The 12,578-nt window shown below is 42.7% G+C and carries 12 protein-coding genes; 5 read left to right on the plus strand and 7 right to left on the minus strand.

Features of this window, described 5'->3' with window-relative positions:
* Positions 1-271: 271 nt before the first annotated feature.
* The 4 genes from leuC to leuB all read left to right on the plus strand — a co-directional run bounded on the left by leuC (position 272) and on the right by leuB (position 4,252).
* Positions 272-1,720: a 3-isopropylmalate dehydratase large subunit gene (gene leuC / locus F947_RS12115; protein WP_004976092.1), complete on the plus strand. Its 1,449-nt coding sequence runs from the start codon at positions 272-274 to the stop codon at positions 1,718-1,720.
* 96 nt (positions 1,721-1,816) lie between these two features.
* The gene (gene leuD, locus F947_RS12120) at positions 1,817-2,467 is read left to right on the plus strand and encodes a 3-isopropylmalate dehydratase small subunit (RefSeq protein WP_004976094.1); all 651 of its coding nucleotides are present in this window, start codon (positions 1,817-1,819) and stop codon (positions 2,465-2,467) included.
* A gap of 102 nt (positions 2,468-2,569) precedes the next feature.
* Entirely contained in the window at positions 2,570-3,133 is a 564-nt protein-coding gene (locus F947_RS12125) for a hypothetical protein (protein WP_004976096.1), read from the plus strand.
* A 39-nt stretch (positions 3,134-3,172) separates the two neighbouring features.
* Entirely contained in the window at positions 3,173-4,252 is a 1,080-nt protein-coding gene (gene leuB / locus F947_RS12130; protein ID WP_004976098.1) for a 3-isopropylmalate dehydrogenase, read from the plus strand.
* A gap of 114 nt (positions 4,253-4,366) precedes the next feature.
* On the opposite strand, the gene F947_RS12135 is transcribed toward leuB, so the two are convergent.
* Both F947_RS12135 and infA read right to left on the minus strand, forming a co-directional pair.
* Positions 4,367-4,774, minus strand: coding sequence for a hypothetical protein (locus tag F947_RS12135; RefSeq protein ID WP_004976100.1), 408 nt, complete (start codon positions 4,772-4,774; stop codon positions 4,367-4,369).
* 158 nt (positions 4,775-4,932) lie between these two features.
* Positions 4,933-5,154, minus strand: coding sequence for a translation initiation factor IF-1 (gene infA, locus F947_RS12140; protein ID WP_001284370.1), 222 nt, complete (start codon positions 5,152-5,154; stop codon positions 4,933-4,935).
* Positions 5,155-5,384: 230 nt separating this feature from the next.
* Here infA and F947_RS12145 point away from each other — a divergent pair, with 230 nt between their 5' ends.
* Positions 5,385-6,392, plus strand: a complete 1,008-nt coding sequence (locus F947_RS12145) for an AraC family transcriptional regulator (protein WP_004976104.1) — start codon at positions 5,385-5,387, stop codon at positions 6,390-6,392.
* A gap of 128 nt (positions 6,393-6,520) precedes the next feature.
* On the opposite strand, the gene truA is transcribed toward F947_RS12145, so the two are convergent.
* The 5 genes from truA to asd form a co-directional block, all read right to left on the minus strand.
* A complete protein-coding gene (gene truA / locus F947_RS12150; protein ID WP_004976106.1) occupies positions 6,521-7,318 on the minus strand; it encodes a tRNA pseudouridine(38-40) synthase TruA in 798 nt (265 codons plus the stop codon).
* Between the two features lie 12 nt (positions 7,319-7,330).
* Complete coding sequence (locus F947_RS12155) at positions 7,331-8,311, minus strand: asparaginase (protein WP_004976109.1); 981 nt, start codon at positions 8,309-8,311, stop codon at positions 7,331-7,333.
* A 46-nt stretch (positions 8,312-8,357) separates the two neighbouring features.
* A complete protein-coding gene (locus tag F947_RS12160; RefSeq protein ID WP_004976110.1) occupies positions 8,358-9,683 on the minus strand; it encodes a hypothetical protein in 1,326 nt (441 codons plus the stop codon).
* Between the two features lie 66 nt (positions 9,684-9,749).
* Entirely contained in the window at positions 9,750-11,168 is a 1,419-nt protein-coding gene (locus F947_RS12165) for a type IV pilus assembly protein FimV (protein ID WP_004976111.1), read from the minus strand.
* A 169-nt stretch (positions 11,169-11,337) separates the two neighbouring features.
* Positions 11,338-12,456 carry an aspartate-semialdehyde dehydrogenase gene (asd, locus tag F947_RS12170; protein ID WP_004976115.1) on the minus strand — a complete coding sequence of 373 codons (1,119 nt, stop codon included), beginning with the start codon at positions 12,454-12,456 and terminating at the stop codon, positions 11,338-11,340.
* Positions 12,457-12,578: the final 122 nt, after the last annotated feature.

Genomic DNA, 12,578 nt, shown 5'->3' on the forward strand with positions numbered 1-12,578 from the left:
AGGATAATCATTCTTATTTAATTTGTAAAAACGAATAATTTTGTAATTTTGATTGGAAAATTAGATTTTAATAGAAAGATTATAAGGTCAAAATTTTAAGCATCTATTTGTTTTTGCTTATAGGCAGGTCGTGATGAATCAATAAAAATTATTTTGCTAGAAATTCCTAAAAGTTTTTAAATTAATAAAAATGATAAATTAGATTTATACAAATTCGCGGTTATAATCAAATTAATGAAAAAATTACCCAGTCCAGTGGAGTAGATCTGACATGGCAGGCGAAAACCAACAAGCACAAAATCCAGCTGCAAAAACTTTGTACGACAAATTGTGGGATGATCACTTGGTCACTCAACGTGATGATGGCTCGGCTTTATTGTATATCGACCGTCATTTATTGCATGAAGTGACTTCTCCACAAGCCTTTGAAGGTTTGCAACTTGCAGGACGTAAGCCGTGGCGTTTAAGTGCCAACGTGGCAACGCCTGACCATAACGTACCAACGTCTAAGAAAGAACGTGCAGACGGTATTGCAGGTATTGAAGATGATACCTCACGTATTCAGGTACAAACTTTAGATGACAACTGTAAAACCTTTAACGTGGTGCAGTTTGACATCAACGACATCCGTCAGGGGATTGCGCACGTGGTTGGGCCTGAGCAGGGCTTAACTTTGCCAGGTATGACCGTAGTTTGTGGTGACTCACATACAGCGACTCACGGTGCATTTGGGTGTTTAGCGCATGGTATTGGGACGTCTGAAGTTGAACACGTATTAGCAACCCAATGCTTAGTTCAAAAGAAAATGAAAAACATGCTAGTGCGTGTAGATGGCAAATTAGGTCAAGGTGTTACACCGAAAGATGTCGTTTTAGCGATCATTGGTAAAATTGGTACTGCAGGCGGTACAGGTCACGCGATTGAGTTTGGTGGTCAAGTATTCCGTGATATGTCGATTGAAGGACGTATGACAGTATGTAATATGGCGATTGAAGCAGGCGCGCGCGTAGGTATGGTCGCTGTGGATGACAAAACCATTGAATACGTGAAAGGTCGTAACTATGCACCAAAAGGCGAGCAATGGGATGCAGCAGTTGCTTACTGGAATACTTTACACTCAGATGAAGGCGCGCACTTTGACACCGTAGTGGTATTACAAGGCGAAGAAATTGAGCCGCAAGTGTCTTGGGGAACTTCACCTGAAATGGTCATTCCAGTATCACAAGCCGTACCAACTTTAGAGCAGGCGAAAGATGATGTACAGCGCAATGACTGGACGCGTGCTTATCAATATATGGGCTTAACTGCAGGTCAGTCTTTGGCAGATATTCAATTAGACCGCGTATTTATTGGCTCATGCACCAACTCGCGTATTGAAGATATTCGTGCAGCCGCTGAAGTGATTAAAGGTCGTAAAGTTGCAGCAAGTATTAAACAGGCGATGGTGGTTCCAGGTTCTGGTTTAGTTAAGCAACAAGCGGAACAAGAAGGCTTAGACAAAGTGTTTGTAGAAGCAGGCTTTGAATGGCGTGAACCAGGTTGTTCAATGTGCTTGGCAATGAACGCAGACAAATTGCAACCGGGTGAACACTGTGCATCGACTTCAAACCGTAACTTTGAAGGTCGTCAAGGTAATGGTGGTCGTACCCATTTGGTGAGTCCAGCAATGGCAGCTGCAGCAGCCATCGCAGGTCATTTTGTAGACGTACGTTCATTCTAAGTTATGCCTTCATCCCACCCTCTCTCTGAGAGAAGGCGTTCCCTCTCATTATCGGAGAGGGCAAGGGAGAGGTTACGGATTCAGTGAGAATTAAACATGAAAAAATATACCGTTGAACAAGGTATCGTTGCACCATTAGACCGTGCCAATGTCGATACAGACTTAATCATTCCAAAACAGTTTTTGAAATCGATCAAACGTACTGGTTTTGGCGATAACTTATTTGATGAATTGCGTTATTTAGATGAAGGTTATCCGGGTCAGGACAACTCAAAACGTCCGATTAATACTGAGTTTGTATTGAATCAGCCGCGTTATCAGGGTGCTTCAATCTTAATTTCACGTGCCAACTTTGGTTGTGGTTCAAGCCGTGAGCATGCGCCTTGGGCGTTGAATGAATATGGTTTCCGTACCGTTATTGCGCCAAGTTTTGCCGACATTTTCTTCAATAACTGCTTTAAAAACGGCATGTTGCCTGTGATCTTGTCTGAAGAGCAGGTCGAGCAATTATTTAAAGAATGTGCGGCGACTGAAGGCTATCAATTAACCATCGACTTAGACGCGCAAGAAGTACGCACACCAAGCGGTACGGCATTTAAATTTGAAGTAGATCCATTCCGTAAGCACTGTTTATTGAATGGTTTGGATGATATTGGCTTAACATTACAAGCAGCCGATGACATTCGTGCTTATGAAGAGAAAACCAAGCAGTCGCGTCCGTGGGTTTTTGCCGAAATTCAGGCATAAATTCGCTGAAATTTGTCATAGCATCGCTGCCTAACTCTTGCTAACATCGGCACATAATAATTTTTATATTTTGTATCTAACAGGTGAGGTTGGGCGCGAACAATGACTAAAATTTTCGGTCGGCTTGCTGTCATTGGATTATGTATCACCACGCTAAGCGCATGCCAAACGTGGAATACAGCACGCATTAAACAGGTGAAAGAAACTGAACAAAGCAAATCCAATGCACTGATTTACTGTGCGGGTACAGATGATTGTGAGTTTGAGCGTTTAAATACGGTCACAATTTTCGATGCAGAAAAACATCGTGTTACACGTGCTGCCATTCAGGAGGGTTTGGTACGTTTACAGGAATCATCCTTAAATAAATCCAATGCCTTGTATTTATCTGTACCGCCTAAACAACATGAATTGGTGATTCGCTTTTATCCCATTTCTAAAGATCGTGCAGAAAAACTGCATGTAATTCATAAGTTTAATGCCAGGCAAAAATATACCTTTAGAATGTATCGTGATCGAAGTCGTACTAAAGGCAGCTTATTAAATGTGTCTGCGCCAGATCCTTTATGTGTAGATTTGGTGCAAAACAACAAAACCATTCGACGTTTTTGCAAACCCTACAATGTCTTAAATGGCTTGGGTGAGTTTGTAGAACAAAAAATTTAATCCCACAGTCTTTGACTGTCATGAACAATGGAAACTCTCATGTCAAAACATATTTTGATTTTAGCTGGTGACGGCATTGGTCCAGAAATTGTGAAAGCTGCTGAACAAGTGCTGACACGTGTCAATGAAAAATTCAATTTGGGTTTGACTTGGGAACAAGGTTTATTGGGTGGTTCTGCAATTGATGCACATGGTGAACCGTACCCAGCAGTAACATCTGAGCAAGCGAAAAAAGCCGATGCAATTTTATTGGGTGCAGTTGGTGGTCCAAAATGGGACAACATTGAGCGCTCAATCCGTCCAGAGCGTGGTTTGTTAAAATTGCGTTCAGAACTCAATTTATTTGCGAACTTACGTCCTGCAATTTTGTATCCACAATTGGCAGATGCTTCAAGCTTAAAACCTGAAATTGTATCGGGCTTAGATATCTTAATCGTGCGTGAATTGACGGGTGGTATCTATTTCGGTCAGCCACGTGGTATTCGTGAATTAGAAAACGGTGAAAAACAAGGTTTTAACACCGACGTATATGCTGAGTCAGAAATCAAACGCATTGCAAAAGTAGCGTTTGAAATGGCGAAATTGCGTGGCGGTAAAGTATGTTCGGTAGATAAAGCCAACGTACTGGAAGTGACTGAATTGTGGAAGCAAACTGTGACTCAGTTACATGCAGAACAGTACCCAGAAATCAACTTGTCGCACATGTATGTCGATAACGCAGCGATGCAATTGGTACGCGCGCCAAAACAATTTGACGTATTGGTGACAGGTAACTTGTTTGGTGACATCTTGTCTGATGAAGCGGCGATGTTGACAGGTTCTATTGGTATGTTGCCATCTGCATCTTTAGACGAAAACGGTAAGGGTATGTATGAGCCTTGTCATGGTTCAGCGCCAGATATCGCAGGTCAGAACTTGGCAAACCCATTGGCAACCATTCTTTCTGTGGCAATGATGCTACGTTACACCTTCCGCGAAGAAGCGGCAGCAAAAGCCATTGAAGATGCAGTAGGCAATGTATTAGATCAAGGTTTACGTACTGCCGATATTATGTCTGAAGGCATGAATAAAGTTGGTACTGTTGAAATGGGTCAAGCAGTCGTTACGGCACTCAACTAAAAATTTAAGCGATTTAACCTATCGCTTACAGCTCAAAATCAAATCATTAAACGCAGTCTTCGGGCTGCGTTTTTTTATTGGTTTTGTACTTTCAGAGTGTTTTAGCTAGGAGACTTAACAGCGTTGTCCCGAAACATACACTGCGGTAGCAATACCCTGCTGTAGGCGAAAATACAAATCACAAGTCAGTGCAACATCGTAACTTTCATGACTCGGGATACCGATATTTAACGGAACAGCACCAATACCTGTAGTGGGATGCTGCGCCATAGGGATCGGAACACGTACAGGACGAATGATACGGTAATGTAGCAATTGAGGGGTAGCTTGAGCTGTACCAAGCTGTTGATAGCCAATTTGGCTTAATTGCAAATGGGTCAGGATATATTGGCTAGATTGACCAATAAATTGCTGTAAATACGCATCGCGGTTTAAAGTGGAATGCGGTGGATTACTACTACACGCCACTAAACTGAGCGCAAAAAGACCTGTTATACAAGCAACGCAGGATCGAAATAACATGCTTTTTCTCCCTTGCTCAAAACTTTATTGTAGAAGGCAATGCAAGAAAAGAATGTGGTGATTCGATAAGCGGCGGGGACGAATTAAAGGCTAAACAGAATTTTTTTAAGTGAACGTAAAAAAGCCACTCCGAAAGTGGCTTTAGCTTACTCTAAAACTTAGCGTGCGCGGTAAGTGATGCGACCCTTGGTTAAGTCGTAAGGTGTCATTTCAACTTTCACACTGTCGCCTGTTAAAATACGAATATAGTGTTTACGCATTTTACCAGAAATGTGAGCAATCACTTCATGACCGTTTTCTAAACGTACACGAAACATAGTATTAGGAAGCGTTTCGGTGACAACGCCTTCGAACTCGATGAGTTCCTCTTTATTGGCCATAGCCTACCTGAGTATCAAATTGGAAAGGCGCAAATTATAGGCAATTTTTCTGAAAAAAACAAGATGCTTTACCCTATACACAGCGCATCTGTTAGTAAAATAAGCGAATCATCGGTTTATACTTTTTCTGTAAAAATGGGCTTGGGTAGGTTGTCAGTTCGGTCAATCGCAGTTAATCTAATTTCAATCTTTTTAAGTATAAATGAAGTACATACAAGGAAGGTTTTTGCGTGGGTCAGCTAACTGATGCATCGGTTGTATTGCGTTTAGGCTACCAAGCGATTCGTCGTGCGGGGTTGCCAACCGAAGATATTTTAACAAAAGCAGGTGTGGCCTTAAATCAGGTCGAAGCCAATGAGCGTACGCCTTTAAATGCACAATATGCGTTTTGGGTTGCGGCTGAGGAAGTCAGTAAAGACCCTGATATTGGTTTACATCTGGGGGAGCATTTGCCACTTTATCGCGGGCAAGTGATTGAACATTTGTTTATTTCTTCAGAAAACTTTGGTGAAGGCCTAAAACGTGCTTTGGCTTATCAACGCCTGATTAGTGATGCTTTTGATGCCAAATTGGTGGTGGAAGATGGACGCTGCTATTTAACCAATGGCGTGCAGCCGTGGTCAGAAAATATCGTCAATCGTCATTTTTCTGAATGCGCCATGTCGGGTGTTTTACGCTTCTTTAAATTCATTACCGAAGGTCGTTTTCAGCCTATTTATATTGACTTTAACTTTAGTGATGGTGCTGCAGATGATGAATATTTCCGTGTCTTTGAATGTCCTGTGAGTTTGGGGCAGAAAGAAACGCGTTTGTATTTTGATCCGAGTATTTTGGATTATCCACTGTGGCAGGCAGAACCTGAGTTATTGCAATTACACGAACAGTTGGCATTGGAAAAACTGCAGGAACTGGCGCGTTATGATTTGGTTGGTGAAGTGCGCCGTGCCATTGGTTCGACCTTAGAAAGTGGAGAAACGACACTAGAAACAGTGGCGGCACAATTGAATATCACGCCACGCCGTTTGCGTACCCAATTGAGCGAAGCCAATACCAGTTTTCAGCAAATTCTGTCCGATTATCGCTGTCGTCTGGCTAAACGATTATTATCGAATACCAATGAAAGCGTGGAGCGGATTGTGTACTTAACGGGTTTTTCAGAGCCAAGTACGTTCTATCGTGCCTTTAAACGCTGGACCAATGAAACCCCAGTGGAATATAGAAAGCGCAAGCAGCGTTAAGTTTGAAAATTTAAAACCTTTCCTAAACAGAATCCCCCTAAATCCCCCTTTTTCAAAGGGGGACTTTCGTTTTAAAGCCTCGAAATGGAGCTCCTCTCTTTGGAAAAGGGAGGTCGGAAGGGATTAAATTATTCCGGCATATTTAACCAATGTGGCCCTAAGGGAACTTTCGGTAAATCAAACTGTTCAGGATAGTGTGCCTGAATAAAATACAAGCCATCGGGTGGGGCGGTAATTCCTGCTGCTTTACGGTCTTGAGCTGCAAAAATTTGGTCAATATGCGCAATGTCATATAAACCTTGTCCAATCTCCAATAGACAACCCATGATATTGCGAACCATGTGATGTAAAAAACCATCGGCTTGAATATCTAACACTAAATAATTGCCGTGACGAATTAAGCGGCAATGGCTGACATGACGGACAGGCTGATTGGACTGACACGCTGCGGCACGAAAGCTTTCAAAATTATGTGTCCCTTCAAATTTCTGCGCAGCCGCAATCATTTTATCGACATCTAAGGGATAATAAGCGTGAGTGACTTGTTTGTGCAGCAAGGCAGGGCGTTGTGGATTGTTATACACGACATAGCGATAACGCCGTGCCTGAGCCTTAAAACGAGCATGGAAGTCCATATCCATCGTTTTAATCCATTGAATTGCAATGTCTTTGGGTAGTTGGCTGTTGGCACCCATCAACCAACCGCGTTCAGGGCGAATGGCATGCGTATCAAAATGTGCCACCATATTGGTTGCATGCACGCCTGCATCGGTACGTCCTGCACCATGTAAAATAATGGGTTCATCGGCAATTTTGCTCAGAACTTTTTCAATGGTTTCCTGCACACTAGGTACGCCTGCTTGCTGGGTTTGCCAACCCCGATACCGAATGCCACAAAACTCAATTCCGATTGCAAAACGCTGCATAATCACCTCAAATCACACTGAAGACTGCCAATGCGCATACCACTGTGCAAGGCTGTCGTATTGTAAATACATTTTTAAGGCTTTGGCATAAAGATCTGCGTGACTTTGGCAATCACTGATTAAAATTTTACTGTCCTGTAACCACTGGCTGATCGCATAGCGTTGTTGCATGCCACCAAAAGTGACTTGGGTGGTGAGAATCACGGCACATTGTTGAGCTTGTAAGGCCTGAATTAACTCAATCACTTCGGCATTGACGGCCATATTGCCTGTACCATAACTCTGTAAAATGAGGCAGTGTGGTGGCTGTTGCTGTAAGGCTTTTAAATTATCGACCAAAGCGGAAATGGCAATTGGCTGTAACATCCAGTTCAGGCAGTTAAAGTGCTGGGCTTTTTCAATATGTTGAGTGCTAATGTTGAATGCTGGCTCATTCTGCGATTTGTTCTCCGTGTAAACCAAAGCAGACTGACCTGTAAATGCATTTAACTCGGTGGTGTGTTGTTTCAGTGCCGTTGCGGCATGAATCAGTTGCTGATGGAAGGCGAGATATACGCCCTGAGTCACTTGATGAATCTGTTGTAAAGCAAAATTTAGATTGTCCAAGGCATCACTAAATTCACGGGTATCTGTGCCTTGTGCATTGAGTAAGGGATATTGGCTACCCGTGAGAATGACATGGGTACTTTGCGCTAAAAAACGTGCCAAGACTGCGCTGGCATAGCTGAGGGTGTCGGTGCCATGTAAAATAACGAAATGTTGAAAATCATCGTGTTGTAATTTTTGAATATATTGAATGAGCTGTAACCAGTCTGCGGCTGTGCAGGCACTACTGTCTTTAATGACAGGGGCAACAAAGCATTCAATCTCTAAATTTAGGGGTAAGACCTGTGCCAAGCGTGGCAGAAATTGCTCCGCAGGCATTGGGCTTAGTGGTTCACCGACACAGCCAAAAGTGCCGCCCATATAGATTAACGCAATTTTTTTCATCATAAAAAAAGCAGTCAAGAATGACTGCTTTATCTTAATCTGATTTGAATTAAGAAGCGATTTGATTCAGTAACTGATCGGCACGTTGGCGTTGTTCAGCAGAATAATTTGCGCCTTGTTCGCTAAGTAAAGCTTTCGCAGCATCATAAGCGCCCAATTCCACATATTGGCTCGCCAAGTCTAAATTCAACTGAATTTCATCTACTTGAGATAAGTCTGGGAATGATTTCACCAATGGATCATTTAGATCAACATCTGTGCTGACAACGGTTGCAGCAGGTTCAAGTGCAATACTTGGTGCAGCAATGACTTCAGGTTCAATTGCAGGCTGAAGGTTGGTTTCCTCAGCAGGCGCACTGTCAAATGTGAAATTAAAATCAGGCGTTGCAGGTTCAGCTTTTGCTTCAACCGCAGATGCGCTTTCTGGTGTAGAAAAATTGAAGTCTAGACTTGGGGCTTTGACTGAAGAAGCTTCATTGACTGTTGATTCTGGGGCTGCTGTTTCTGGTGCTGCTGTGGTTTCAGCTGGACTTGGTGTTAAATCAAACGTGAAGTCGAGCGGTTTAACTTCCTCTGCAGGGCTTACACTTGGTTCAGCTGTAATTGCAGGCGCTTCAGTTTTTGCTTCTGCTGCTGTGGAATCGAGTGAGAAATTAAAATCCAGTGCAGCAGGTTCTGCTTTGACTTCAGGTTCGGCTGCTTTTTCTACAACAGGTGTAGCTGCAGGGCTGAAATTTAACGATGAGGTGTCAAATTCTAAAGCTGCTTCAGGTTCTGCAGTTTTATTTGAGGTCAGTTCGTGCTGTAACTGGTCAAAAGAAGCCGTTTGATTTGGCGTACTCACAGGTGCAGTAAAATCTAAGCTGCTTGGAGCTGCTGTCGGCGCTTCATTTGCTGATTTTTCAGCAATATCTTCATGTGCATGACTGGCTTTTTTCGCTTCAGCTTGTGACAGAATATCGTCAAGCTCTAAAGAACGTAAATGATTCAGCAATTGATCAATTGCAAATTCATCTTTTTGTTGTAAATGAATATCAAGCAAGAATAAATACAAACCATGCAATGAGTTATCACGTTTTAATGCTTGGTTAATTTGTGCTTCTGCAGCAAAGAAATTACGTTCTTTGATCAGGTTTTCAATGTTGGTTTGGATTTTTACAGGAACAGGGGTAGAGTGTTGTGGTGTTGGAACAACCTCTTCAACCACCACCGATTTCTGGGCAACTTTTTTGGTAGTTGTAGTTTTCTTGCCACTGGTTTTGGCTGGCGCTGCTGTTTTCTTGTTGCTTGGTTCGGCTTCTTTACTTGCTTCACGCTTTTTCAAGAAAATTGCGATCACCAGTAATAAAATAAACGGAATCACATAAATCAGCATGTTTATACCCCTTGAGGATGTGGTCCCTGTTTGACCTTATCCCAAAAAAATCATTGTGTGTAACATTTAGTGTTTTGGCTTATTTGCGGCTTGTTGTTTTTGCAATTGTTGTTGCAGTTCGGCAAGGCGCGCGTTGAGTAATTGAATTCTGTGATCCTTCTGACGTAATGCCAATTCTAATTCTGTTACGTTTCTCTGTAATTTAACGGTTTTCTCGCGGGATGTCATAACTTTTAATGACAAGTCACCCGAAGTTTGTGTGGATTGTGTGTTCTTCTTGGCAGAACCGTGGGTCGAGTCTTGTTGATTCTCTGCCACAAGGCTCATTTCTGCTTGATTTAAACGATATTTGGCTTTGCCTGATTGTGGTGTACTGGCCGTTTCTGGTTTTGGAATTGCGGCTTTTTTCTCTGTTTTAGAGTTAGCTTGTGCATGTAAATTTAAGGTCGCACCACGACGCAAACGATTGGCATCGCCTTGAATAAAAGCATGCTCATTATTGGCTTTAATTTGCTGCATCACTTCAGCAACAGGGCGGTTATTTTCACCCGCAATGCGTGAGGCAATTGCCCATAATGATTCATTCGATTGCACCACGTGTTGGGTATTGACTGCAGGCATGGCTGTGGCAGGGCTTGGTTTAGCCTGTGTAGCCGCTATTTGTGCAGGCTTTTTCACGGCAGCAGCAGGCTGAGTTTGTGCCAGTTGCTTCGTGCGTTGCTGTTCAGCAAATTTTTGTACCAATGGATCAGCCGATTGTTGTGAAGTGACTGACGTAGTCGCTGTAGATGCTGTCGGTGTTGGGTTGTTATTTGTTTTTGCTGGCGCTGCTTTTGGAGCAGCAACAGTCGTATTTTCACTCGCTGCGCTACGGCTTGGCGCAGTTTGAATCACTGTTACTGCTTGATGGTTTAACGCAGGCGGTGTATTGCGTTTAATGGTTAGCGGTGCTTCAAAAGTTTGTTGTTCAATTGCTTTGGGTGTTTCAACCTGATAGGCCGTACTTACAGGTAAATTTAAAGCAATATCTTGCTCATTGACAATCATAACAGGCATTAAAGCTTGTTCATTGCTACGTTGCATAGCGGCCAATGGCGCAGGTGCACTGCGTTTTAATGGGGTGCGAATATGTTGCAGGCGGGTTGCATTGCCTTCTTTAATTTTGACCACAATATTCAACTCAGACTCGGTTAGAGGTCGAGATGAGGTAATGGTGATAACCCCTGTACCGTTGCTGTTACGACGTGTAAAAAAGTTAAGATGACCAGGCGGACGGTGGCTCGCACCAATCGACATCAGATCTTCGGCCGTAGCTAAACTAACATCAATCGCTTCATTCACATTCGATTGACGAAAGTTGATTTCGGCATAGAGCAATTCCCCAGTTGTTGACTGAATTTGAATCGGGTCAACATTCATTGCATACATTTGCTGTGAAGCCAAAATAGATAAAATGGCGATCTTTAATTTGTTATATACAGTCATCTTAATTGTTAGCTCGGTCATTTATCGCAAGGCGAAAAGGATAGAGTAGCGAGTTGTAGGTCGATTGTAAAATATTAACACGTTGATTACATAAAAAAGCCAGTCAAATTTGACTGGCTTGTTGAGATTGATCACAGAATCAAAAATGATTCAGTGCTCAAGACGAAGCTTAAGCATTTTTGTAATCAATTAAGATGCGTAACATACGACGTAATGGCTCTGCTGCGCCCCAAAGTAATTGGTCACCTACAGTGAATGCACCAAGGTATTCTTTACCCATGTTCATTTTGCGTAAACGACCAACAGGTACTGTTAAAGTCCCTGTAACTGCAACTGGGGTAAGATCGGTCATTGATGCTTCGCGTGTATTTGGTACCACTTTTGCCCATTGGCTTGATTGACGAATCATATCTTCAATTTCGTTCAGTGGAACGTCTTTTTTCAGCTTCAATGTGATTGCCTGAGAGTGACAACGCATTGCGCCAATACGCACACAGTGACCATCAATTGGAACGATCTGCTGATTGCCTAAAATCTTGTTGGTTTCAACCTGACCTTTCCATTCTTCTTTTGACTGACCGCTTTCAAGCTGTTTGTCGATATATGGAATGAGAGAACCCGCTAAAGGCACACCAAAGTTTGCCGATGGGAAACCTTCGCCACGTTGTAATTCGGCAATTTTAGAGTCGATGTCTAAAATTGGTGAACGTGGGTCATCCAACAAGTCTTTGGTGTTGTTATACAAGTAGCCCATGCCTGTGATCAGCTCACGCATGTTTTGCGCACCTGCACCAGAAGCTGCTTGATAGGTCATTGAAGTTGCCCATTCCACCAAATTGTTTTGGAATAATGAACCCAAGCCCATCAACATGAGTGAAACAGTACAGTTACCGCCCACAAATGTTTTGGTGCCATTCACCAAGCCATCTTTAATGACATTCATGTTGACTGGATCAAGTACGATAATCGCTTCATCATCCATACGCAGGGTAGATGCAGCATCAATCCAGTAACCATTCCATCCTTCAGCTTTAAGCTTCGGGAAAACGGCAGAAGTGTAATCACCACCTTGACAGGTAATAATGACATCCATTTGCTTCAGACTTTCAATATCTGTTGCATCCATAAGTGCTGGGGCAGTCTTACCACCAAACGCTGGTGCTTCACCGCCAGCATTACTGGTAGAGAAATAGAATGGCTCAAAATGAGCAAAATCATTTTCTTCAACCATACGTTGCATAAGGACGGAACCCACCATCCCGCGCCAACCGACCAGACCTACTTTCATGTCACTTTGCCTCGGTGCGTTAAAAAACAATAAAGGAATATAAGTCTATCAAAAGGGGACGCAACTGCAAGCATTACATGAACAAAACATGAGTATTATTGAGTGAAATCTCTTGTTTGTGT

The organism is Acinetobacter towneri DSM 14962 = CIP 107472 (genome assembly GCF_000368785.1).
In the GTDB taxonomy this organism is placed as follows: Bacteria; Pseudomonadota; Gammaproteobacteria; order Pseudomonadales; family Moraxellaceae; genus Acinetobacter; species Acinetobacter towneri.